The 23,047-nt window shown below is 69.7% G+C and carries 29 protein-coding genes; 20 read left to right on the forward strand and 9 right to left on the reverse strand.

The genetic code is table 11. From position 1 onward, the window contains the following. The first annotated feature begins 115 nt into the window (after positions 1–115). Positions 116–1,735 (forward strand): gamma-glutamyltransferase family protein, encoded by a 1,620-nt coding sequence (locus tag MKK75_RS15910; RefSeq protein WP_244043525.1) that lies wholly within the window; start codon positions 116–118, stop codon positions 1,733–1,735. A 4-nt stretch (positions 1,736–1,739) separates the two neighbouring features. Here MKK75_RS15910 and MKK75_RS15915 read toward each other — a convergent pair whose 3' ends face one another. The 7 genes from MKK75_RS15915 to ruvA all read right to left on the reverse strand — a co-directional run bounded on the left by MKK75_RS15915 (position 1,740) and on the right by ruvA (position 6,632). Further along, a complete protein-coding gene (locus MKK75_RS15915; protein ID WP_244043526.1) occupies positions 1,740–2,702 on the reverse strand; it encodes a hypothetical protein in 963 nt (320 codons plus the stop codon). A gap of 88 nt (positions 2,703–2,790) precedes the next feature. Beyond that, positions 2,791–3,465, reverse strand: coding sequence for an alpha-ketoglutarate-dependent dioxygenase AlkB (locus MKK75_RS15920; RefSeq protein ID WP_244043527.1), 675 nt, complete (start codon positions 3,463–3,465; stop codon positions 2,791–2,793). Then, positions 3,466–4,101, reverse strand: coding sequence for a 2,3-bisphosphoglycerate-dependent phosphoglycerate mutase (locus MKK75_RS15925; RefSeq protein WP_244043528.1), 636 nt, complete (start codon positions 4,099–4,101; stop codon positions 3,466–3,468). Between the two features lie 10 nt (positions 4,102–4,111). Next, positions 4,112–4,909: a 4-hydroxy-tetrahydrodipicolinate reductase gene (dapB, locus tag MKK75_RS15930; protein WP_244043529.1), complete on the reverse strand. Its 798-nt coding sequence runs from the start codon at positions 4,907–4,909 to the stop codon at positions 4,112–4,114. 100 nt (positions 4,910–5,009) lie between these two features. After that, the gene (gene bfr, locus MKK75_RS15935; protein WP_244043530.1) at positions 5,010–5,507 is read right to left on the reverse strand and encodes a bacterioferritin; all 498 of its coding nucleotides are present in this window, start codon (positions 5,505–5,507) and stop codon (positions 5,010–5,012) included. A 44-nt stretch (positions 5,508–5,551) separates the two neighbouring features. Beyond that, on the reverse strand, positions 5,552–5,824 hold the full coding sequence (locus tag MKK75_RS15940; protein WP_244043531.1) for a bacterioferritin-associated ferredoxin: 273 nt from the start codon (positions 5,822–5,824) through the stop codon (positions 5,552–5,554). Between the two features lie 190 nt (positions 5,825–6,014). Next, a complete protein-coding gene (gene ruvA / locus MKK75_RS15945; protein ID WP_244043532.1) occupies positions 6,015–6,632 on the reverse strand; it encodes a Holliday junction branch migration protein RuvA in 618 nt (205 codons plus the stop codon). A 148-nt stretch (positions 6,633–6,780) separates the two neighbouring features. On the opposite strand from ruvA, the gene MKK75_RS15950 reads away from it, so the two are divergent. From MKK75_RS15950 to MKK75_RS16035, 18 genes are all read left to right on the forward strand, one after another. After that, positions 6,781–7,410 (forward strand): YceI family protein, encoded by a 630-nt coding sequence (locus MKK75_RS15950; protein WP_244043533.1) that lies wholly within the window; start codon positions 6,781–6,783, stop codon positions 7,408–7,410. Between the two features lie 156 nt (positions 7,411–7,566). Beyond that, positions 7,567–7,926: a hypothetical protein gene (locus MKK75_RS15955; protein ID WP_244043534.1), complete on the forward strand. Its 360-nt coding sequence runs from the start codon at positions 7,567–7,569 to the stop codon at positions 7,924–7,926. 182 nt (positions 7,927–8,108) lie between these two features. Continuing rightward, a complete protein-coding gene (gene rplU, locus MKK75_RS15960; protein WP_238286425.1) occupies positions 8,109–8,423 on the forward strand; it encodes a 50S ribosomal protein L21 in 315 nt (104 codons plus the stop codon). Between the two features lie 86 nt (positions 8,424–8,509). Further along, on the forward strand, positions 8,510–8,776 hold the full coding sequence (rpmA, locus tag MKK75_RS15965; RefSeq protein ID WP_244043535.1) for a 50S ribosomal protein L27: 267 nt from the start codon (positions 8,510–8,512) through the stop codon (positions 8,774–8,776). 186 nt (positions 8,777–8,962) lie between these two features. Next, entirely contained in the window at positions 8,963–9,562 is a 600-nt protein-coding gene (locus MKK75_RS15970) for a GNAT family N-acetyltransferase (protein ID WP_244043536.1), read from the forward strand. 66 nt (positions 9,563–9,628) lie between these two features. Continuing rightward, positions 9,629–10,657 carry a GTPase ObgE gene (gene obgE / locus MKK75_RS15975; RefSeq protein ID WP_244043537.1) on the forward strand — a complete coding sequence of 343 codons (1,029 nt, stop codon included), beginning with the start codon at positions 9,629–9,631 and terminating at the stop codon, positions 10,655–10,657. A gap of 47 nt (positions 10,658–10,704) precedes the next feature. Beyond that, positions 10,705–10,971, forward strand: coding sequence for a hypothetical protein (locus tag MKK75_RS15980; protein WP_244043538.1), 267 nt, complete (start codon positions 10,705–10,707; stop codon positions 10,969–10,971). Beyond that, positions 10,968–11,372: a type II toxin-antitoxin system VapC family toxin gene (locus MKK75_RS15985; protein ID WP_244043539.1), complete on the forward strand. Its 405-nt coding sequence runs from the start codon at positions 10,968–10,970 to the stop codon at positions 11,370–11,372. Before MKK75_RS15980 ends, MKK75_RS15985 begins: the two co-directional genes overlap by 4 nt. Positions 11,373–11,475: 103 nt before the next feature. Beyond that, on the forward strand, positions 11,476–12,591 hold the full coding sequence (gene proB, locus MKK75_RS15990; RefSeq protein WP_244043540.1) for a glutamate 5-kinase: 1,116 nt from the start codon (positions 11,476–11,478) through the stop codon (positions 12,589–12,591). Positions 12,592–12,749: 158 nt separating this feature from the next. After that, positions 12,750–14,048: a glutamate-5-semialdehyde dehydrogenase gene (locus tag MKK75_RS15995; RefSeq protein ID WP_244043541.1), complete on the forward strand. Its 1,299-nt coding sequence runs from the start codon at positions 12,750–12,752 to the stop codon at positions 14,046–14,048. A 19-nt stretch (positions 14,049–14,067) separates the two neighbouring features. Then, positions 14,068–14,742, forward strand: coding sequence for a nicotinate-nucleotide adenylyltransferase (locus MKK75_RS16000; RefSeq protein WP_313901864.1), 675 nt, complete (start codon positions 14,068–14,070; stop codon positions 14,740–14,742). 93 nt (positions 14,743–14,835) lie between these two features. Further along, positions 14,836–15,186 (forward strand): ribosome silencing factor, encoded by a 351-nt coding sequence (rsfS, locus tag MKK75_RS16005; protein WP_244043542.1) that lies wholly within the window; start codon positions 14,836–14,838, stop codon positions 15,184–15,186. Positions 15,187–15,194: 8 nt separating this feature from the next. Next, positions 15,195–15,689: a 23S rRNA (pseudouridine(1915)-N(3))-methyltransferase RlmH gene (rlmH, locus tag MKK75_RS16010; RefSeq protein ID WP_244043543.1), complete on the forward strand. Its 495-nt coding sequence runs from the start codon at positions 15,195–15,197 to the stop codon at positions 15,687–15,689. A gap of 255 nt (positions 15,690–15,944) precedes the next feature. Beyond that, positions 15,945–17,243, forward strand: a complete 1,299-nt coding sequence (locus MKK75_RS16015; protein ID WP_244043544.1) for a murein hydrolase activator EnvC family protein — start codon at positions 15,945–15,947, stop codon at positions 17,241–17,243. Then, positions 17,243–18,583 (forward strand): S41 family peptidase, encoded by a 1,341-nt coding sequence (locus MKK75_RS16020; RefSeq protein ID WP_244043545.1) that lies wholly within the window; start codon positions 17,243–17,245, stop codon positions 18,581–18,583. The genes MKK75_RS16015 and MKK75_RS16020 overlap by 1 nt, the downstream gene beginning before the upstream one ends. Positions 18,584–18,755: 172 nt before the next feature. Beyond that, positions 18,756–19,991, forward strand: a complete 1,236-nt coding sequence (locus MKK75_RS16025; protein ID WP_244043546.1) for a divergent polysaccharide deacetylase family protein — start codon at positions 18,756–18,758, stop codon at positions 19,989–19,991. Between the two features lie 95 nt (positions 19,992–20,086). Next, positions 20,087–20,638: an RNA pyrophosphohydrolase gene (locus MKK75_RS16030; RefSeq protein ID WP_244043547.1), complete on the forward strand. Its 552-nt coding sequence runs from the start codon at positions 20,087–20,089 to the stop codon at positions 20,636–20,638. Between the two features lie 23 nt (positions 20,639–20,661). After that, complete coding sequence (locus tag MKK75_RS16035) at positions 20,662–21,291, forward strand: DUF2939 domain-containing protein (RefSeq protein ID WP_244043548.1); 630 nt, start codon at positions 20,662–20,664, stop codon at positions 21,289–21,291. A gap of 25 nt (positions 21,292–21,316) precedes the next feature. Here MKK75_RS16035 and MKK75_RS16040 read toward each other — a convergent pair whose 3' ends face one another. Both MKK75_RS16040 and MKK75_RS16045 read right to left on the reverse strand, forming a co-directional pair. After that, positions 21,317–21,673, reverse strand: a complete 357-nt coding sequence (locus MKK75_RS16040) for a photosystem reaction center subunit H (protein WP_244043549.1) — start codon at positions 21,671–21,673, stop codon at positions 21,317–21,319. Between the two features lie 23 nt (positions 21,674–21,696). Beyond that, positions 21,697–22,125: a response regulator gene (locus MKK75_RS16045; protein ID WP_244043550.1), complete on the reverse strand. Its 429-nt coding sequence runs from the start codon at positions 22,123–22,125 to the stop codon at positions 21,697–21,699. Positions 22,126–22,332: 207 nt separating this feature from the next. Between MKK75_RS16045 and MKK75_RS16050 the strand changes: the two genes are divergently transcribed. Further along, positions 22,333–23,007 carry a YoaK family protein gene (locus tag MKK75_RS16050; protein ID WP_244043551.1) on the forward strand — a complete coding sequence of 225 codons (675 nt, stop codon included), beginning with the start codon at positions 22,333–22,335 and terminating at the stop codon, positions 23,005–23,007. Positions 23,008–23,047 lie beyond the last annotated feature (40 nt).

A 23,047-nucleotide genomic window follows, 5' to 3' on the forward strand; every position in this document is an offset into this window, starting at 1 on the left:
CCTCGGGTCCGCGCTTTTCGTTTGCGGCGCGCCGCTTCCGGCCTTCACCCGCGCTGGTTATCCTGTATGCCAAATGGCGCAGGCGCCGACGGGCTGCCGAGGCAGGGTCCGAACCATGAAGCCGTTCGACTGGGCGACCGGGTATCCGTCGCTGCGCATGCCGATGTTCGGGCGCAACTGCGTGGCGACCTCCCACGCATTGGCGGCGCAGGCCGGCATCCAGATGCTTCAGGCGGGCGGCAACGCCGTGGATGCGGCTATCGCCACCGCCGCCGCCAAGACCCTCACGGAGCCGTGCAGCAACGGGCTCGGCTCGGACGCGTTCTGTATCCTGTGGGACGGCACGCAGCTGCACGGGCTCAACGCCTCCGGCGGGGCGCCGGCCGCCTGGACCCGGGACTACTTCCTGAGGAAATACGGCCCGGCCGAGCGGCCGCCGATGCGGGGTTGGGATTCCGTCACCGTCCCGGGTGCGGTCGGTGCCTGGGTCGCGCTCAGCGAACGGTTCGGCCGCCTGCCTTTCGCGGATTTGATGCAGCCGGCGATCCGCATCGCCGAGCGGGGCTACCTCGCCCCCGTCGTTGTGCAGCAGAAATGGGCGGCGGCTGCCCGGGTCGAAGCCATCACCCGCCAGCCCGGCTTCACGGAGTTCTTCCTGCCGAAGGGCCGGGCGCCCGAAGTCGGCGAGCTGGTGACCTTCCCGGGCGCCGAGAAGACCCTGCGGCTCATCGGTGAGACCAAAGGCGAGGCGTTCTACCGGGGTGAGATCGCGGAGGCGATCGCCGCCCATGCGCAGGCCCATGGTGGGGCCATGACCACGGCCGATCTCGCCGCGTACAGGCCGGAATGGGTGACGCCGACGGCGCAGGACTATCGCGGCTACACGCTTCACGAGATCCCGCCGAACGGCCAAGGCATCGCGGCGCAGATCGCCCTCGGCATCCTGCAGCATTTCGACCTCGCCGGCCTGGCCGTCGACGGGCCGGAGGCGCAGCATCTCCAGATCGAGGCGATGAAGCTCGCCTTCAGCGACACCTATCGCTACGTCGCCGACCCGCGCGGGATGGACGTGACGCCCGAGGCGATGCTCGATCCGGCCTATCTCGCCGGGCGCGCGAAGCGGATCGACCGGAACCGGGCTCAGGTGTTCGGCCCCGGCAAGCCACCGTCCGGCGGTACGATCTATCTCACCGCGGCCGACGAATCCGGCATGATGGTGAGCTTCATCCAGTCGAACTACATGGGCTTCGGCTCCGGCGTGGTTGTGCCAGGCTGGGGCCTCTCGCTGCAGAACCGCGGCTACGGCTTCGTGCTCGATCCGGAAAGCCCGAACGTGGTGGAGCCCGGCAAGCGGCCGTTCCACACGATCATCCCCGGCTTCCTCACGCGGGACGGCGCGCCGGTGATGAGCTTCGGGGTGATGGGCGGCAACATGCAGCCGCAGGGGCACGTCCAGACCCTGGTGCGGATGCTCGACCACGGCCAGAACCCGCAGGCCGCCTGCGACGCACCGCGCTGGCGCGTGAGCGAGGGGCTCGACATCAACGTCGAGTCCGCGATGCCGGCCGCGACCCTCGAACGGCTGAAGGCGCTGGGCCACCGGCTGGAGGTGATCGAGGACAGCTATCAGGATTTCGGAGCCGGCCAGTTCATCTGGCGGATGGGCGATCCCGCCGTCGAGGGCTACGTGGCGGCGAGCGACCCGCGCCGGGATGGACAGGCCGCGGTCTGGTGAGGCGCTACTTCATCTGAATGCTATCCACCAGCGCGCGGAACTTGGCCAACACCCCGGCCCGCTGGTCCTCGCGGACGACGCCGAGCGCGCGCAGATAGCCGTCCGGGTTGAAGCGGATGGTCTGCGAGACCACCACCGGCAGGTTGGTCGGCTGATCGACGGCGCGGGCCACGATCTCGTGCCAGTCCACCCCGTTCGAGCGGTAGCTCTGCGCCCGCTCGATCACAAAATCCTTGAGCGTCTGGTTCGACGCGAGGGCTGCCCGGGCGAAGCCGTCGCGCTGCTCGGCGGTCGGCGGCTGCTGGACCGCCTGGGCCAGGACCAGGATCGGCTGCTCGAGATTCTGCATCTGGTCCTTGGGGCCCTGGGTCAGCAGGACGGAGTTGCCGGCCAGAACGCGGACGGGGCGGAAACCCGCCATGTCGCCGATCCGGAACGGCAGCGCGTCGACCTGCTGGGTCAGCGACAGCGCAGGGCGCAAGGTGACGCCGGTCACCATCCTGCGCATCGACGCCTCGGTCTCGGCGTCGGGAAGGGCCTGCGCGATGACGAGGCCCGTCACGCTGGGCGCCCCGATGACGAGGATCCACTTCCGGATCGCAGGGGCGGAGGCGTTCGGATCGGCGGGCTGCTCGCCGGTGTAGAGCATGCCCTCGTTGTCGCCGATCTTGACCTCCTCGCGCTTCTCGACCGCGAAACCCTGGCTCAGCAGGTTCGCGTCGGTGAAGCCGCTGACGAGTTCCGCGAAGGCATTCGGCGGCAGCTCCACCACCGACACGGTGGCGCCGCCTTCCTTGCGCTCGAAGCCGGTGAAGCGCCGCGACAGCGTCATGTCGGCGGGCGGCTCGAAACCGAAGCGGGAGCCCGGCGGATAGACCGGCTCCCCGGCCCACGCGGGGGTGCCGAAGACCAAACTTGAGAGGACGAGGATCCGCCCGAGACGCAGCGACAGATTCCGCACCAGCATCGGCCTTCGTGTCTCCAGGGGGGGCCGCCGGGCGCCGCCGCCCGCGATGCGTCCGATGCCGCGCCGCCGGTGTCAAGCACGAGACAGATCAGGAAATCGGGAGACCCGGTTCGCCCGGTCGGCCGGTTCGGTCGCTCACCCGGCGCAGCGTCAGGTTGCAACGGCCTCCAGCTGGCAGAAACCTTGTGAGAGGTAGCTCGACCAGCTGGTCGGCGGACCGATAGAGCCGGTCGATCCCGTGAAAGATCAGCCGCGAGGCGCCTCCAATCACCACGGCATCCCCGGCGAGCAGCCGCACCGAGCGCGTCGGATCGGTGCGATGCAGACCGCCATAGCGGAACAAAGCGGGCGCCCCGACCGAGAGCGAAACGACCGGAGCGGAGAAATCGGCCTCGTCGCGATCCTGATGCAGGCCCATCCGGGCGGCCGGATCGTAGAGGTTGATCAGGCAGGCTTCCGGTAACGCCGGATACCGCGCCAGAGCCTCCCAGGCGGCCAGCGCAGTCGGCGGGATCGCGGGCCAGGGACGGCCAGTCTCGGGATGTGTCGCCTGATAGCGGTAGCCGTTCCGGTCCGAGACCCAGCCGAGCGGCCCGGCGTTCGACATCCGCACCGAGAACGGCTTCCCGGTGCGGGGCATCCGCGGGGCAAAGGGCGGTGCCGCCTCGAGTATCGCAGCGACCTGTTCGGCAAGGCGAAGACGGGCCGCCGGATCGAGGAAGCCCGGATGGTGGATCAGACCCGGCGCCAGTTCCGTCGCCACTCAGCCGTCCGTCTCGTCCCGGGGGAGAACGCTCTTCTCCGCGACCGACGTGTCGTCTTCGAGCCGGTAGACCAGCGGCTCGCCGGTCCTGATCTCCAGGGCGGCAACTGCGTCGCTGTCGAGCCGGTCGAGCACCATCACAAGGGCGCGCAGCGAACTGCCGTGCGCCGCCACCAACACCCGCTCGCCGCGCATCACCCGGGGCAGGATCGCCGTGATGTAGAAGGGCAGCACCCGTGCGGCCGTATCCTTCAGGCTCTCGCCGCCAGGCGGACGCACGTCGTAGGCGCGGCGCCACTGGTGGACTTGCTCGTCCCCCCACCGCTTGCGCGCCTCGTCCTTGTCGAGGCCGGCGAGGTCGCCGTAATCGCGTTCGTTCAGTGCGCTGTCCCGCACCACCGGGATGCCGGCGAGCCCCATCGCGTCGAGCATGAGCGCGCAGGTATGCTGCGCCCGCACCAGCCCGGAGGTGAACGCCACGTCGAAGGCATAGCCGTCCCCCTTCAATCGGCGGCCGGCGGACTGCGCCTCCGCGACGCCGCGCTCGGTCAGCTCGGGGTCGCGCCAGCCCGTGAACAGGTTCTGGCGGTTGAACGCGCTCTGGCCATGCCGGGCAAGGACGAGAAGGCGCGTCATCGAATCCCCGTCAGAGGCCGAGCACGTCCGTCATGGCGTAGAGCCCCGGCGGTTTCGGATGGGCCCAGAGCGCGGCCTTGACCGCCCCTGAAGCGAAGAGACCACGGTCGGCGGCGTGGTGGCTGATCGTCAGGCTCTCGCCCGGCCCGGCGAAGATCACGCTGTGGTCGCCGACCACCGTGCCGCCCCGCAGGGTCGCGAAGCCGATATCGCCGGGCTTGCGCGCGCCGGTATGGCCGTCTCGGGTCGAGACGCGGACCGCCTTCAGCGCGACGTCGCGGCCCTCGGCGGCGGCCTCGCCGAGCATCAGCGCCGTCCCCGAGGGGGCGTCGACCTTCATGCGGTGGTGCATCTCGCAGATCTCGATGTCGAACTCGTCGCCGAGCGATTTCGCCACGCGCCGGACGAGCTCGGCCATCAGGTTGATGCCGAGCGACATGTTGCCCGACTGTACGATCCGCGCGTGATACGAGGCCGCCTTCAGCTTCTCGCGATCCTCGTCCGACAGGCCGGTGGTCCCGACCACGTGAACGATGCGGGCCTGACCGGCCAGTTCGGCGAACTGAATGGTGGCCGCGGGGGTTGTGAAGTCGAGCACCCCGTCGGCCGCCGCGAAGGCTTCGAGCGGGTCATCGGAGACGGAGACGCCCAGGGGCGCGAGGCCGGCCAGGAGCCCTGCATCCTGGCCGAGTGCGGGCGAGCCGGATCGCTCGATCGCCGCCGAGAGCGTGCAGCCCTCCGCCTCCGCCACCGCGCGCACCAGCATCCGCCCCATGCGCCCATCGGCGCCCACCACAACGAGCCGCATCCCGGTTTTTGCCCTCGCCTCGACGTTCAGGGGAGCGAGCCTCGTGGCCCCCTCCCCCGCGTATAGTCCGGACGCCGGCGGCGCCGAAGCCCGGACCGGATCAATCCTTCTCCGGCGCGATCGGCTCAAGCCCGCCGATGTGGCGCTGGGCGTAGAGCGGCAGGCCGATATTCTTGATGAGGTCGAGTTGCGTCTCGAGGAAGTCGATGTGACCCTCCTCGTCCTCGGCGAGGTCCTCGAACAGCCGCATGGACACGCGGTCGTTGATCGAATCCGCATAATGCGCGGCTTCGAGGTAGAGATCGCGCGCGCCGTGCTCGGCCGCAAGATCGCACTCGATGACCTCTTGAACGTTCTGACCGATCCGCAGGGGCTCCAGCTCCTGCAGGTTGGGGAAGCCATCGAGGAACAGGATCCGATCGATGAACCGATCGGCGTGATTCATCTCTTCGATCGATTCCTTGCGCCAGAACTTGGCGAGATCGATGTAACCCCAGTTGTTCAACATGCGGAAGTGCAGCCAGTACTGACTAACCGCAGTCAGCTCGCTGCGCAGGCCACGGTTGAGATACTCGATGACCTTTGTGTCGCCCTTCATAGCCCCCGGACTCCTTGACGTCTTCTTGGGCGGGGGCAGTCACGTCAGGCCGCGACTCCCTCATCCGCAGTTTGGAGTAAAACCAAACTGCAAGCCCGAGTGCAAGCGGCGGTGCAGACATGGCTGCCCTCCGCGCCGTCATCCTGGCCGAGGGCGCTGCGCATGATGGCCCGGATGGTCCGGGCGCAACGCCCGCATTTCGGACTGCATCCGAGGCAGGCATAGACCTGCGCGGGGGTTCGCGGACAGCCCGGACCTGGCGCCAGACACGACCGGACGGCGCCGTCCGAAATGACGTTGCAAGAACAGACGATCATGCGCCTCGCAGATCCCGCCTTCTTCCAGCGCCTCCCGCGTGGACGGGCCGCGCCATTTCGGTGCGCCAGTTTAGAAAAATTGAAAAGTGGCGTCTTTTCAACATCTTACCGGTCTGGCGCCGAAATGGCACTCGATATCCGGCGGGTCAAGGGACGGGATCCGCCCGCACTCAGTTGCACACGCGCACCGTCAGCGGGCGAGCTCGCGGAGCCCGAGGCGGATCAGCACCTTCGCCTCGTCATCGGGGCCGGCCTCCTTCAGCGCGGCGGCGATCGCGGACGCGGCCTGAACCTGGGGGTAGCCGAGGTTGACGAGCGCCGACACGGCGTCCGCGACCGGGCCGGGGGCCGTACCGGTCTCGGCGGCGCCGGCCAGGGCGACCAGGGCCGGATCGATCGGGGCGAAGGCGGGGGCCTTGTCCTTCAGCTCGGCCGCCAGCCTGGCGGCGAGCCGGGGGCCGACGCCGGGCGCGCGGCTGATCGCGCCCTTGTCCCCCGTCGCGATGGCGCCGGCCAGCACCTCGGGCTCCAGCACCGAGAGGACCCCGAGGGCAACGCGGGCGCCGACGCCCTGCACGGTCTGGAGCAGGCGGAACCATTCCCGCTCCGCATCGGACCGGAAGCCGTACAGGCGGATCATGTCCTCGCGGACATGGGTCTCGATGGACAGGTCAGCCGGCTCGCCGACCTTCGGCATGCGCTGGAGGGTCCGCGCCGAGCAGTGCACGATGTATCCGACTCCGGCGACGTCGAGGATGACGAAATCCTCGCCGAACGAATCCACGATGCCCTTGAGTTTTCCGATCATTTTGCGCCTGCCCGCTGTTCGGGATTGCCTACAGAACCCCGCGCGCGTCCGCCAGACGCGCTTGAGTGAGCCGGAACTTCATGAAATCAGGGGCGCCGCGCCGGCCGAGCTCGGCCGGCCGCGGGGGACAACGCCCGGGGGGACGACCATGCGCGCGCCACTTCTCGCCCTGCTGGGCCTGCTGTCCCTCGCCCCGGCCCGGGCGGCGGACGACCCCGCATCGGCCGTTCCGGTCGCGCCGAGCGCGGACCCGAACCAGGTGCGACCGGGGGCCTACGTGCTCGATCCCGATCACGGCAAGATCACTTGGTCGGTCTCCCATCTCGGCTACTCGACCTATTACGGCCAGTTCGCCGGCCTGACCGGAACCCTCACCCTCGACCCGAAGGCTCCGGAGAAGAGCCAGCTCTCGGTCAGCGTGCCCCTCGGCGGCGTGATCACCGGCAGCTCGCGCCTCAACGAGCACCTCGCGGCGCCGGACTTCTTCGACACGGCCAAGTTCCCGTCCGCGACCTTCACCGCCACCAAGGTGGAGCCGACGAGCCCGACCACGGCGCGCATCACCGGGGACCTGACGTTACGTGGCACGGTGAGGCCATTCGCGATCGACGCGACCTTCAATCAAGCCGGCATCCACCCGGTGGATCAGCGCTACACGGTCGGGTTCGACGGGCGTGCGGTGATCAAGCGCTCGGACTTCGGCATCAACGCCTACCTGCCGCTGCTCGGCGACGAGGTGACGTTGCGCATCGAGGGCGAGTTCAAGGCGGCGCCGTAGCGGGTCAGACCCCCGGGCAGACCCGTTGGCGGCTGCCCCGGGCCCGGTGTAGGCAGCCGCCGTCGCAAGGCATCATGAAGGTCGACGATGACTCAATGCGGTGTCGCGAGGGACCGAACGCAGCGCGTTTCGGCGGGGAGCCGCCCCCGTCCGGCGATGATCCTTCTGGCTCAGCTCCTTGCCGGCCCGGCCATCGCGCAAGTGCCGCCCGCGGCCGCTCCGGCCTCGCCCCTCGACAGCTACGCGGATGCCGCCACCACGACGATCATCGCGGAGCAATCCTGCCCCGGCGTGCAGATGAAGGCCGGGCAGCTCACCAACCTGCGCCTCGCGGCCCGGGTCAACACCGGACAGGAACCGGCGCTTCAGGAGAAGCTGCGGACCCGCGCGACGCAGGTCCGCCAGCAACTCGCCGCTGTCGGCCGCGACGCCTGGTGCGCGAACGCCCTGGCGGCGTTCGGGCCGGATGGCACCACCGCCAAGGGCGTCCTCGTGCCGGGCACGCGGTTCCGCTGAGGAAGGCGTCGGAGGATTGACACGCGGTCGCCCCGCCCCTAGTGAGCCCGCATGGCGCGCGGCCTCTCCTCGGGGTCCGCGCGTTTCGCGTTGTCCGGGCCGAGAGCCCGTTCAATGACTTCAAACAAGAAGCCGGTCCAGGGACAGCCGTCCCGGAGGCCGTTCGAGAACACGAGAGAACGATGTTCGCAGTCATCAAGACGGGCGGTAAGCAGTACCGCGTCGCCGCCAACGACACCATCACCATCGCCACCCTGGCCGGCGAGGCCGGCGAGGCCGTGACCTTTGGCGAGGTTCTGCTGTTCGCCGACGGCGCCGGCGCCACCCAGGTCGGCGCCCCGACCCTGTCGGGCATCAGCGTCACCGGCGAGATCGTGCGCCACGGCCGCGACAAGAAGGTGATCGCCTTCAAGAAGCGCCGCCGGCAGAACTCGCGCCGCAAGCGCGGCCATCGGCAGGACCATACGGTCGTGCGCATCACCGGCATCTCGGCCTGAGGCACGGCTAACGCTGGGCGCGTGAGGGTCCCCGGGGATCCGATCCGCGACCGCATCGCAGCAGATCAGAATTCGGAGTTCATCCCATGGCACACAAGAAGGCAGGCGGCTCGTCCCGCAACGGTCGTGATTCGGAAGGCCGGCGCCTCGGCGTCAAGAAGTTCGGCTCGGAGGCCGTGATTCCGGGCAACATCATCGTGCGTCAGCGCGGCACCAAATGGCATCCCGGCGCCAATGTCGGCATGGGCAAGGATCACACGCTGTTCGCGCTGATCCCGGGTCATGTCCGCTTCGAGACGCGCCGCGGGCGCGCCTTCGTGACGGTAGCACCGCTGGACGAGGCCGCGGAATAACAGGCGGGCGCCCGGAGTGGCGAAGCTGGCGTCCCGCCCGGTGTCCCACACCGGACCGGAGACGTCGTAGCCGAGCCCCCGACGGGCCGGATCGGACGGAACACCGGGGAGGATGGGACGCCATCCTCCCCTTCGTCGTCTTGAGGCGGTGCCCCGGAGCTGGGCGCATCGCCCTGCGAGGGCACGATGTTCCCCAATCTGACCCGTGACGATGTCTTCCGGCTCGAGACGCGCCGGCTGTGGCTGCGCTGGCCGACCGCGAAGGACGTGCCGGCCATCGTGACGCTCGCGGGCGAGCGCGCCGTGGCCGAGACGACGAGCCACATCCCCCACCCGCTCGAACGCCACGCGGTTGACGAGTTCCTCGTCACGGTGCGCGGCGCCAACAGCGCCGGGACGGGTCTGACCCTGGCGCTGGCGCGCCGCGAGGCCCCCGGCAGCCTGATCGGGCTGATCGGGATCGCGGGGGCCGAGGACGCGCCGCATCTCGGCTACTGGCTCGGCCGGCCCTGGTGGGGGCACGGGCTGATGAGCGAGGCCGCGGCGGCCCTGGTCCACGCCTTCTTCGCCTATTCGGGCGGAGAGCGGCTGACGGTCGGCGCCCTGCCGGGGAACGGCGCCTCGCAGCGGGTGATCGCGAAGACCGGCTTCCGCTGGGTCGAGCAGCGCTTGACGCCCTGCCCGGCGCGGGGTGGCCAGCGGGCGCTGGACTGGTTCGCCCTTGAGCGTGCCGAGTGGGAGCGCGCGCGGGCGGCGGCCGCTCCGGATCTGGCACTGGCCTCCTGATCGTCCCGCATCCCATATGGAACGCGAGGCCGCTTACGAGCGGCCCGCAGGCATGAGAGACGAACCGTGAAATTCCTCGACGAAGCCAAGGTCTATGTCCGCTCCGGCGACGGCGGTCCCGGCTGCGTCGCGTTCCGGCGGGAGAAGTTCATCGAGTTCGGCGGTCCGAACGGCGGCGACGGCGGCCGCGGCGGCGACGTCTGGGTGGAGTGCGTCGAGGGGCTCAACACCCTGATCGACTACCGCTACCAGCAGCACTTCAAGGCCAAGAAGGGCGAGCACGGCATGGGCTCGAACTGCCATGGGGCCAACGGGGCCGACACCGTGCTGAAGGTCCCGGCCGGCACGCAGATCTTCTCCGAGGATGGCGAGACCCTGCTCGCCGACCTGACGGAGGTCGGCCAGCGGATCCGTCTGGCCAAGGGCGGCAACGGCGGTTTCGGCAACGCCTACTTCACCACCTCGACCAACCGCGCCCCGAAACACGCCAATCCCGGCCTGGAAGGCCAGGAGATGTGGATCTGGCTGCGGCTGAAGCTGATCGCCGATGCCGGCCTCGTCGGATTGCCCAATGCCGGCAAATCGACCTTCCTGGCGAGCGTCACTGCCGCCAAGCCGAAGATCGCCGATTATCCGTTCACAACGCTCCATCCCGGCCTCGGCGTGGTCCGCTCCGACGGGCGCGAATTCGTGCTTGCCGACATCCCCGGGCTGATCGAGGGGGCGCACGAGGGCGTGGGGCTCGGCGACCGGTTCCTGGCGCATGTCGAGCGCTGCCGGGTGCTGCTGCACCTCGTCGACGGCACCACCGAGCATGCCGGCAAGACCTACAAGCTCGTCCGCGGCGAGATCGAGGCCTACGGCAACGGCCTCGCCGAGAAGCCCGAGATCGTGGCGCTCTCCAAGGCCGACGCGCTCGATGCCGAGACGCTCAAGAGCCAGGTGGCCAAGCTGAAGCGCGCCGCGGGCCGCGCGCCGCTGGTCCTGTCCTCGGCGAGCCGGAAGGGCGTACCGGAGGCGCTGCGGGCGCTGCAGGCCGAGATCGACGCCAGCGCCGAGGCGGATCGGGAGCCGGTGGCGGCTTGGCAGCCGTGAGTGACGGAGCGGCGCCTGCGCGATAAGCTGGCGCCGGAGATAGCCCGATGCCCAAGCTGGTGACGATTCGCGACGAGGACTTTCAGCGCGCGCGCAACCTTGCCGGCCGCCTCGGCACCTCGCTCGATGAGACAGTCGCGACCGCCCTTCGAGACCTCGACCGAAACACATCCGGTGAGGGCGAACTGAATTCCGAACAACAGGCCGAGCTCAGGGCGATCCGAGCCCTGGTGGAAGAGGCGCGTCCGCACATCGTACCGGGAGCCTTCAACGATCACGGCTGGCTCTATGATGGGAACGGTTTGCCGGCGTGATCGCGCTGGACAGTTCCGCCCTCGTCGCGATCGCGATCGGCGAACCCGAGGGGCAAATCTTCGATGCGATCATCGTTCGTCGTCGGGCGCTCGTGGGAGCGCCGACGCTTCTCGAAACCCGAATGGTGCTTGGCTCTCTGATGCCGACCTTCGCCGACACGTTTCTCGATCGCCTTATCGCGACGCCGAGCATCCGGACCGTCGACTTCGGTGTGGACACCTACCGAGCCGCGGCCGACGCCTTCAGCCGCTACGGCAAGGGTCGGCATCATGCCGCCTGCCTGAACTTCGGAGACTGCCTGTCCTACGCCGTCGCCAAGGTCTACGCCGTCTCGCTCCTCTTCAAGGGAGACGACTTCATCCAAACCGATCTCGTGCCCGCCTACAGCCCGGCAGCCTGAGCGCGTCACCCCGATCCGGTCTCTGCCCCCAGCCTCGGTGGGCCGCTGTGCTGGACCAAAAACCTCGTCCAAACCGGCCCCGTGCCCCCGTGTGCCAAGAACCATGATCCCGTCCCTCGAAGATTTCCGTCGCGTCGTCATCAAGGTTGGGTCGGCGCTGCTGGTCGACCGCAATGCCGGCCGCCTGCGGCATGCGTGGCTCGCGGCCCTGGCCGAAGATATCGCCGAGCTGCATGTGCGCGGGGTCGACGTGCTGGTCGTGTCCTCGGGCAGCATCGCGCTCGGGCGGACGGTGCTCGGCCTGCCGCCCGGTCCGCTGCGGCTGGAGGAGAGCCAGGGGGCGGCTTCCGTCGGGCAGATCACCCTCGCCCGGCACTGGGCCGAGGCGCTGGGCCATCACGGCATCGTGGCCGGCCAGATCCTGGTGACGCCGCAGGACACGGAGGAGCGGCGCCGCTACCTCAACGCCCGGGCGACCGTGCTCAAGCTCCTGGAGATGCGCGCCGTTCCGGTCGTCAACGAGAACGACACGGTGGCGACCTCGGAGATCCGCTACGGTGACAACGACCGCCTCGCCGCCCGGGTCGCCACCATGATCGACGCGGACGTGCTGGTCCTGTTCTCGGACATCGACGGCCTCTACACCGCGCCGCCGAAGAGCGACCCGGAGGCCCGCCATCTGGCCGTCGTCGACCGCATTACCCCGGAGATCGAGGCGATGGCAGGCGGTCCGGCCTCCGAGCTGTCCCGGGGCGGCATGCGCACCAAGGTCGAGGCGGCCAAGATCGCCGCATCGGGCGGCACCCATCTGGTGATCGCGGACGGGCGTGGAAAGAACCCGCTCAAGGCCGTGCGAGAGGGTGCGCGCTGCACGTGGTTCCTGTCCGGCTCCACGCCGACGGCGGCGCGCAAGACCTGGATCGCCGGATCCCTCGAACCCCGGGGGGCGCTCACGATCGATTCCGGCGCCATGAAGGCCCTCCGGGGCGGCGCCAGCCTCCTGCCGGTCGGCGTCCGGGCCATCGAGGGGAGCTTCTCCCGCGGCGATGCCGTCGAGATCCGCGACCCGGAAGGCCGGGCCCTGGGGCGCGGCCTCGTCGCCTACGACAATGCCGAGGCCGCGTTGATCATCGGTCATCCCAGTGCGCGTATCCCGGACTTGCTCGACTATCCCGGTCGCGCCTGGATGGTGCATCGCGATGACTTGGCATTGTTCTAAGAGTGTTGCGATCGATCTGCATTCGCTCGGTCCAACCCCGTTAAGTATTGTCGTCCTCGGTGCTGCGGCACACTTGTCGGTGCGCCGCGCGATGTGCAAAGACGGCTCCCCTGCCCTGTCGCGCCGATGAGCGGCCGTCGCTACCTGAGGACGCCAGCGTGCCCGTCCTGAATCTGAGATCGGACTTGGCCGAGGCCGATGCCCTGCCGGAGCAGATGGCGGCGATCGGCCGGCGGGCCCGGGCCGCCGCCCGGGGCATGGCCCTGGCCTCGGCCCAGACCAAGGACATCGCCCTGAAGGCGATCGCCGAACGCCTGCGGGCCAACCGCGACGAGATCCAGTCCGAGAACGCCCGCGACGTGGCGGCGGCGCAGAAGGCCGGCCAGAGTGTCGCGCTGATCGACCGGCTCACCCTCGATCCCGGCCGCCTCGCCGCCATGGCGGACGCGGTGGAGAAGATCGGGTCGCTGGCCGATCCGGTCGGGCGCCAGCTCGCCGCCATCGAGCGGCCGAATGGCCTGCTGATCGAGCGGATCGCGGTGCCGCTCGGGGTGATCGGCGTGATCTTCGAGAGCCGCCCCAACGTCACAGCGGATGCCGGCGCCCTCTGCCTGAAGGCCGGCAACGCCGCGATCCTTCGGGCCGGCTCCGACAGCCACCGCAGCGCCATGGCGATCGCCCGGGCGATGAGCCTGGGGCTGGCCGATGCCGGTTTGCCCGCCGACGCGATCCAGCTGGTGCCGACCCGCGACCGGACGGCCGTGGGCCTGATGCTCGCCGGCCTCGACGGCTGCGTCGACGTGATCGTGCCCCGGGGCGGGCGTGGCCTCGTGGCCCGCGTCCAGCAGGAGGCGCGGGTGCCGGTCTTCGCCCATCTCGACGGGATCAACCACGTCTACGTCGCCGCCGGGGCGGACCTCGACATGGCGAAGACCGTGCTGCTCAACAGCAAGATGCGCCGCACCAGCGTCTGCGGCGCCGCCGAGACCCTGCTGGTCGACCGCGCCTGCGCGGACACGCATCTCGCGCCGCTCGTGACCGCCCTGCTCGATGCCGGCTGCGCCGTGCGCGGCGACGCCGCCGTGCGGGCGGTCGATCCCCGGGTGACGGCCGCCTCCGAGGAGGATTGGCACACCGAGTACCTCGACGCGATCATCGCGGTCCGCGTGGTCGACGGGATCGGCGCGGCGATCGAGCATATCGAGACCTACGGCTCGCACCACACCGACGCGATCATCACCCAGAACGATGCCGAGGCGGCCCGCTTCCTGGCTGAGGTCGATTCGGCGATCGTGACCCACAACGCCTCGACGCAATTCGCCGATGGCGGCGAGTTCGGGTTCGGCGCCGAGATCGGCATCGCCACCGGGCGGATGCATGCCCGCGGCCCGGTGGGTGTCGAGCAGCTGACGACCTTCAAGTACCGGGTCCACGGCAGCGGTCAGATCCGTCCGTGACGGCCTGTGAAGGTCCGGCGTGCGGCTGAACCTGCCGCCGAGCGCGCCCGGCATGCGGATCGGCCTCTACGGCGGATCCTTCAACCCCGCCCATCTCGGTCACCGCCACGTGACCCTGATGGCGATGCGCCGGTTGGGACTGGACCGGGTCTGGTGGCTGGTGAGCCCGGGCAATCCGCTCAAGAGCCGCAGCGCGCTGCCGACCGTCGCGGCGCGCTGCGCGCAGGCGCGCCGGATCGCCCGGCATCCGCGCATCGCCGTGACCGGCGTCGAGGCGGCGCTCGGCGTGCGCTTCACCGTTCAGACGCTGCGCTTCCTCAAGCGGCGCTGCCCCGGCATCCACTTCGTCTGGATCATGGGTGCTGATTCGCTCGGTACCTTCCACCGCTGGAAGGGCGCCCCGGAGATCGCACGGCTCATGCCGATCGCGGTGATCGACCGGCCCGGCTCGACCATGACGCCGCTCAGCGCCCGGGCTGCCCGGCGACTCGCGAAGGCGCGCATCCCCGAGGAGGCCGCCTCGACCTTCGCACTGCGCCGCCCCCCCGCCTGGACCTTCCTGCACGGGCCGCGCTCCAGCCTGTCCTCGACAGAGATCCGTAACGGTATGCGCAGCCCCAGCCGGGACGCGACGCCGGCGCGGTTGCAATCGCGGCCCGATGCCGCCAATTTCAGAAAACCCAGCGGGGCGTGACGCCGCGCGGCCCCACGAGGAACCAGGACGCTGCCCGAAACCATCCGCACGGAGACGATCCGCACCCCCGTCCACGCCCCGGAGGAGCCCGGTTTGGCGCGCTCGGAAGACCTCAAGGCCCTCGCCCTCGAATGCCTCGACGAGATGAAGGCCGAGGAGACGATCGCCATCGACCTCGCCGGCAAGACGTCGCTAGCCGACACGATGATCATCGCGTCGGGCCGGTCGCAGCGCCACGTGGGCTCGATCGCCGACAAGGTCATCCAGGAGATGAAGAGCCGCGGTTTCGGCAACGCCCGGGTCGAGGGGATGCCGGCTTGCGACTGGGTGCTGATCGATGCGGGCGACGTGCTCGTGCACATCTTCCGACCCGAGGTGCGCGGCTTCTACAACCTCGAGAAGATGTGGGGCGCGGATCGGCCGGTCGGCCTCGCGGTCGGTTAGGCCGGCGCTTGCGCCTTCTGCTGGCGGCGGTCGGGCGTCTAAAGGCGGGGCCCGAGCGCGAGTTGGCGTCACGATATGGCGAGCGCGCCGGCCAAGTCGGGCGCGGGCTCGGCTTCCCGGCCTGCGACAGCGTCGAGATCCCGGAATCCCGCGCGCGGCGCGCCGTCGACCGCAGCACCGAGGAGGCGACGGCGCTGAGCGCCCTTCTCCCGCCCGGCGGCATCATGATCGCCTATGACGAGCGCGGCCGCGCCGATATCTCCAGCGAAGCCCTGGCGGAGCGCTTCGCCGGCTGGCGCGACGCGTCGCGGCCGGCACTGATGGTGGCGATCGGCGGGCCGGACGGCCTCGACGCCTCAATTCGGTCGAAGGCGGAGCTGATCCTGTCGTTCGGGGCGGCGACCTTGCCCCACGGACTCGTGCGCGTGCTTGCCCTCGAACAGATCTACCGCAGCCTGACCATCCTGGCCGGCCACCCCTATCACCGGGGCGAGGCGGGCTGACGGATCGTGGCTGAGTTCGAGATGGAGAACGGTTGGATCCGGCGGGCGATCGAGGCTGCGCTCCGGCCGCGCGCATCGAAAAATCCCATCCCCGCCCCTCATCCTGAGGTGCCCGCGTTAGCGGGCCTCGAAGGAGGGCTCCAGCCGGCCGCGCGATCCCTGGAGGGCTCCTTCGAGGCCTTCGCTTCGCTTCGGTACCGCAGGATGAGGGGGTTGGGTGGGAGGAGCCGACGCCGAGCCCTGCCCATTCTTCTCTTGGCAGCCACCTGCCTCGGCGCGCCGCTGCACGCCGAGCCCCCCTCCCCCGCGGATGCCGAGGCGACTCAGAAGGCGAGCGAGGAGCGCGACCGTCGCGCCGAGAATCTGAAGCGCGTTCAGGATGCCTTGAACGCCAGCACCACTCAGCGCGCGCAATTCGAGGCCGAGATCGCCGCGATCGGGTCCGACCGGTCCAAGCTCGACTCCGCCCTCCTCGATGCCGGCCGGCAGGCGCAGGCGACCGAGGAGCGGCTGAGCCGCCTCGAAGAGCGCCTGAAGGCCATGAGCGAGAGTGAATCCGCCATCCGGCGCTCGCTCCAGGCGCGCCGGGGCGTCGTCGCCGAGATCCTGGCCGCACTGCAGCGCATGGGCCGGCGCCCGCCCCCGGCGGTTCTGGTGAGCCCCGAGGACATGCTCGCGGCCATCCGGACCTCGATGCTGCTCGGCGCCGTGGTGCCGGAACTGCGCGGCGAGGTCGACACGCTGGCCGCCGATCTCGCGGAAATGATCCGCCTGCGCGGCCTGATCGCCCAGGACAAGGACGGGCTGACCACCGACCTCGCCGGCTGGGCGCGGGAGAAGCAGCGGCTCGAAGCGCTGGTGGCGGCGCGGCGCGCCCGTCAGGCCGAGGTCGAGAGCGGGCTCAGCGCCGAGCGCCGCCGCGCGGCCGAGCTCGGCGCCCAGGCCAAAACCCTGAAGGACCTGATGGACCGGACCGAGGCCGAGGCCGCCGCGGCCAAGCGCTCGGCCGAGGAGGCCAGGGCGGCGGCCGAACGCGAGGTGAAGGCGACCCAGGAGCGATTTGCCGCGGCAGGCTTCCGCGATCCCGCCCGGCTGGCACCGAAGGTGCATTTTGCCGAGTCGCGGGGCGAAGTGCCGCGGCCGGTGAGCGGAAAACTGGCGCGGGGCTTCAATCAGCCCGACGGCAACGGCGGAACCAGCCGCGGCGTCTCGTTTTCGACCCGTCCCAAGGCGTCGGTCTCGTCGCCGGCCGACGGTTGGGTGCAGTTCGCGGGTCCGTTTCGGTCCTATGGCCAACTCTTGATCATCAACGCGGGCGACGGCTACTATCTCCTGCTCGCGGGGATGGAACAGATCAGCGTCGAGGTCGGCCAGTTCGTGCTCGCGGGCGAGCCGGTCGGCAGCATGGGCGAGAAGGGCGCGGGCTCCAGCGGGTCCGAGGGCGATCCCACCCTGTACGTCGAGTTCAAGAAGGACGGCGGCTCCATCGATCCGGAGCCGTGGTGGGCGAAGAGCCCGAAAAATACGGTACTTGGCGAGAAGGTTCGCGGCTGATGCGCAAGACTTCCCTGATCATGCTCGGCGCCTTCCTGGGTGCCGGCACCTCCATGGTGGCGACCCAGACCGACTTCCTGTCGGGCCCGCGGGCGGTGGCCGCATCGGCCGAGACTTATCGCCAGCTCAGCCTGTTCGGCGACGTCTTCGAGAAGGTCCGCACGGACTACGTCGAGAAGCCCGACGAATCCAAGATGATCGAGGCGGCCGTCAACGGCATGCTCGCCTCGCTCGACCCGCATTCGAGCTACATGGACGCCAAGGCGTTCCGCGACATGCAGACCACGACCCGCGGCGAGTTCGGCGGGCTCGGCATCGAGGTCACGATGGAGGACGGCCTGATCAAGGTCGTCACGCCGATCGACGACACGCCGGCCGCCAAGGCGGGCCTGCTGGCGAACGACATCATCACGCAGATCGACGACGACCAGGTCCAGGGCCTCACCCTGAATCAGGCGGTCGACAAGATGCGCGGGCCGGTGAACTCCAGCGTGAAGCTGAAGATCAGCCGCAAGGAGTCGAAGGACCCGATCGACGTCACGCTCACCCGGGACGTGATCAAGATCAAGCCGGTGCGCTCGAAGGTCGAGGGCGGCGACGTCGCCTATATCCGCCTGACGCAGTTCAACGAGCAGACCTTCGACGGCATGCGCGCCGCGATCGACAAGCTGTCGAGCGATATCGGACCCGACAAGATCAAGGGCTACATCATCGACCTGCGCAACAACCCGGGCGGCCTGCTCGATCAGGCCGTGATGGTGTCGGACGCGTTCCTGGATCGCGGCGAGATCGTCTCGACCCGCGGCCGCAACCCCGACGAGACCCAGCGCTTCTCGGCCAAGGCCGGCGACCTCACCAAGGGCAAGCCCGTGGTGGTGCTGGTGAACGGCGGCTCGGCCTCGGCCTCCGAGATCGTGGCCGGTGCCCTTCAGGATCACAAGCGCGCGACCATCCTGGGCACCCGCTCCTTCGGCAAGGGCTCGGTGCAGTCGATCATCCCGCTCGGCGGCTCGGGCGCCCTGCGGCTGACCACGGCGCGCTACTACACGCCCTCCGGTCGCTCGATCCAGGCGAAGGGCATCGAGCCCGATGTCGAGGTGACGCAGGACGTGCCGGACGAGCTGAAGGGCAAGGACGAGACCAAGGGCGAAGCCGGGCTGAAGGGCCACCTGAAGCAGAAGGATACCGACGAGCGGGGCGGTTCCTCCGCCTACGTCCCGCCGGACCCGGCCAAGGACAAGCAGCTGATCGCGGCCGTCGACTTCCTGCACGGCATTCAGAAGGGCGCCGCCAACGGCACGCCGAGCGCGCAGCAGCAGCAGAAGCCGATGCCGAACTGATAGACAGGGCCGGAAACGGCGTCTTTCGATCCCGTCCGGAATCTATTCCGGGCGGGATTTTCATGTTCAGGATCCGAAATTAGCGGATCGTTAACCATACCGGCCCGCAATAGTGCTCGGAATCCGCGTCGCTCCGGCGCGGCTGGAATCGCGATTCCGCATCGAGCGCCGCTTGACCGAATCCACCGACGATATCCTCACGCGGCCCCTCGGGGTGCCGGAGGCCAAGGCGCCGGACCAGCCCGACGGGCGGTTCGGCAGCGTCGTCGCGATGCTGCGCCGACCGAAGGTCGCGGCGGGTTCGATCGCGGCGGCCCTGGCGGTATCGCTCGGCCTCGTCATCGCCCTCGGCGATCCCCAGGGCGGTGAGCCCCGCGCGGAGGCCGTCATCGTGATCCGCGAGGCGCCGGCGCGGCCCGCTGCCCCGGTCGCCGCCGCGGAGGCGCCGGTCGCCACCACGGCGCCTGGACAGGGACAGCTCCAGCGCAGCGCGGAGGAGATCGAGACCGCCTCGGGCGTGACGGTCGTGCGCCCGCTGGGCTCCGGCCCGACCGATGCCGTCGTGATCCGCGTCCCGCCTCCGAGCGCACCCCGGCTGACGGCCGCACCGGATTCGCGTATCACCGAGCCCAGCCGGCACGGTGTCCTGCCGAAGCTCGGCGAGGGCCGGGTGCGCGCCCTCGACGTCTACGCCCGCGCGGAGGAACCCGGCTCGGGCCCGCGCATCGCCGTCGTGGTGACCGGCCTCGGGGTCGGTCAGGCCGCCACCGCCGGCGCCACGGCCCGCCTGCCGGCGGCCGTCAGCCTCGCCTTCCTGCCCTACGGCAGCGAGGTGGAGCGTGCCGCCGCCCGGGCCCGCGACGCCGGACACGAGGTCTTCCTGCAACTGCCCATGGAGCCGTTCGACTATCCCGACAGCGATCCCGGCCCTCAGAGCCTGCTCACGGCCCTGAAGGGCCCCGAGAACGCCGACCGGCTCGGCTGGGCGCTGGCCCGCTTCCCCGGCTATGTCGGCGTCGTGAACTTCATGGGATCGAAGCTGATGGCGGATACCGCCTTCGAGCCGATCCTGCGCGAGATCGGCGCACGGGGCCTCGGCTTCCTCGACGACGGCACGGGACCCAAGCCGGCGACTGCCCCCGCCAACAAGACACGGACACCGGTCGCCCGGGCCGAGATCGTCCTCGACGCGACACCGCGGGCCGAAGCAATCGACGCGGCCCTGGCACAGGCCGAGGCGCGCGCGCGCGCCAACGGTTTCGCCCTCGTCTCGGCCAGCGGCGCCGCGTTGACCGTCGATCGAATCGCGCGCTGGGCGCGGGACCTCGATACCCGCGGATTGCGACTCGTCCCGGCCAGCGTCGCCCTGCGCGGCGCCCGCGACAAACGCGTTTCTACGGCCGATTGAGTGCCGGCAATAGCGGCTCCCGCACAAATGAATTTCGCGCCGGGACGACGCCCGAGAGACCGCGGTGGCGTTGCGGCGGCCCGCGCCGCTGACCTATGGTCCGGCCGATGACCACCGATCTGGATCCGGGCAGCCTGCCCTACCGCCCCTGCGTGGGTGTCGCGCTTATCGCACGGTCGGGCGGCGTCTTCGTCGGGCGCCGGAGCAAGGACGCGGGACCCGAGCACGTCGCCGGCCCGCATATGTGGCAGATGCCGCAGGGCGGAGTCGACCCGGGCGAGGATCCGGAGGCAGCGGCCCGCCGGGAACTCTTCGAGGAGACCAACGTCCCGCCGGAGGCGATCCGTAAGCTCGCGGAGATCCCGGACTGGCTCCCCTATGATCTTCCGCTCGACGTCGTGAAGCAGGCTTGGAAAGGGCGCTATCGCGGACAGACGCAGAAATGGTTCGCCTTCGGCTTCGAGGGCCACGAGGATCTGATCGACGTGCTCCATCCGGGCGGGGGCGCCCACAAGGCGGAATTCGACGCGTGGCGCTGGGCGCGGTTCTCCGAGCTGACGGACCTGATCATTCCGTTCAAGCGCCCGGTCTACGAGCGGGTGGTGGCGGCCTTCTCGGGCCTCGAACGCTGGGCGGACGCGCGGTGACGCGTCGGCCGGGATCCTGAACCATGCGCTGGCTCGCGGTTCTGCTCGGGCTCGCCCTCGCGTGGCTCGCCTTCACCGCGAGCCCGCTCTGGTCGCTCTACGATCTCGCGCAGGCCGTGCGCCGGCACGACACCGCGTATGTCGAGAGCCACGTCAACTTCCGGACGCTGCGCCTGTCCCTGGTGCGGCAGATCACGGCGGCAATGCGCACCGCCTCGGAGAGCGACCCGGACATCGAGCCGCGGGACCGCCAGCGCCTCAACGATGCCGCATACGGCCTCGCGCTCGCCCTGTCGGAGACGATGATCACGCCCGATACCGTGATCGACCTTCTCGCCAATGGCTGGCCGGACAAACTCGATCTCGAGCGACCGGCCGGGACCCGTCCCGAAGGACTTGCGATCCGCAATCTCGGACGCCTGCTTCCCTACTTCACCGCGATGGAGATGCGTGGTTTTCGCGCGGTGGTGATGCCCGTCCCCCCGGAAGCTCCCCGCGGTGAGCGCACGCGCATCCGGCTGCGACTGCGCGGGTTCACATGGCGTCTGGTCGATATCGAGATGGCCGGAACGCTGCGCGATCAGATCGCCGCCAAACTCGGGAAGGCCCTCGCCCGGGCGAAGATCGGCGCGAGTGCCGGCGAGGAGCGCTGATCGTCGAAAGCCCGCTGCGGCGCCGTCATTTCGCCTTCGGAGGCGCGGCCTCCTTCGGCTCGCGCGCCTCGATCAGGCTCTCGGCCTTGTCTTCGTCGGTGTCGCCGCCTTGCTCGATGGTCTTGCCCGGGTCGGCGAGAAGCGACTTCGCGACCCCGAGCAGCACCTCGCACTCGCCGGGAAACTTGTAGGTGTCGAGCACGATTGCGGCGTCGCGCAGCGTGCGCAGGTCCCGCACAAGTTGGGCATTGGCGTCGGACCGCAGCGCGCTCTTGGCCGCGATGGCCTCCTCGATCTGGGCCCCCTTCACGTCGCAGGCCGCGACGGCGGGCCCCACCGACGACGCCAGCGCAAGACCGAGTGCAGGAACGAAGCGCCACATAGCGGGGGTCCTCGGAGATCCAGTCAGGCGTGGAGAAGGGCGGCGTTCAGCACGTCGCGGGTGAGGGCCACGATCTGGCTCGGCCGATAGGGTTTCGGCACGAACACCGAGCCCGGTACGGCATCGCGGCTCGCGAGGCCATCGCGGCCGCCGGAGGTATAGACCACCGGCAGATCCGGGCAGAGATCGCGGGCGCGTCGTGCGAGGGCAAGGCCGTTCGTGTTGCGGGCCAGATCGATATCGGTGAAGAGCATGTCGACGCTCTCGCTGGCCAGGATCGCCTCGGCCTGCCAGGCATCCGCCGCAATGAGCACGTGATAGCCGGCGTCGAGGAGCGTTTCGGCGGCCAGTTCACAGACGTTCGGCTCATCTTCGACGATCAGGATCGTGGCGGATGCCGGGTCCGGAACGGGGATGGACGGACAGGCAAACGCGGCGGCAAACGGAACCATGACGCAACTCCCACTCACCCGGCGGGGGCACGGTGTCCCCCGACCGGATCGCAGGGGCAACGGCCCCTCCCGACACGGTGTTCACCCTGTTTCGATCGAATTGCACGGGTTTGGTGAGTGGCGCGTTAACCGCCCTTCGATGGTGCTAAACGAAGCGATCCGAATGGTTAACAGGTCGTTACCGCGGTCGGACCGGGAGGCGGGATCGTGAACCGGACCTATCAGCTGGGGCTCGGTCTTCTCCTAACGGGTCTCGCCGGATACGTGGACGCCCTCGGCTTCGTGCGGCTCGGCGGCCTCTACACCTCGTTCATGAGCGGCAACACCACGCAGCTCGCGGTCTTCGGCGCGGAGGCCGATCCGCACCGGATGGTGCTCCCGGCGATCCTGATCTTCGCCTTTCTCGCGGGTTCGGTGCTCGGCAGCGGGCTCGCGATCCTCGTGCCGAGCCGGTGGACGACGCCGGTGGTGCTGGCCTACGAAACGCTGCTGATCCTCGGCGGCCTCGGGCTCGGCCTCGAATCGCCGGAGCTTGGCCTCGCTGCCGTCTTCGTCGCCGTGGCGATGGGTTCGCAGAATGCCGTGCTCGCGCAGGTCAAGGGTTTTCGCGCCGGCACAACCTTCGTCACCGGTGCCCTGTTCAGCCTCGGGCAGAAGATCGCCCAGGCGCTGACCCGGACCGGGGATCCGCTGGGATGGGTCGGAGACGGCTTGGTCTGGCTGTCCCTGCTCCTGGGGGCCTTCCTCGGCGCGCAGGCCTACGCGCTGTTCGCCCTCTACGCCCTGATCGCGCCGGCGGCCCTGTCCGGCGGCCTCGCGCTGGTGACCGCGATCCTGGTCTTGCGCGCAAGCGCGGCTGCCGCGAAGGTCCCCGCGCCGTGAAAGCGCCGTGAAAGCGCCATGACAGCGCCATGAGAGCATC

Origin of the sequence: Methylobacterium sp. J-030, assembly GCF_022829545.1 — a bacterium.
Taxonomy (GTDB): domain Bacteria; phylum Pseudomonadota; class Alphaproteobacteria; order Rhizobiales; family Beijerinckiaceae; genus Methylobacterium.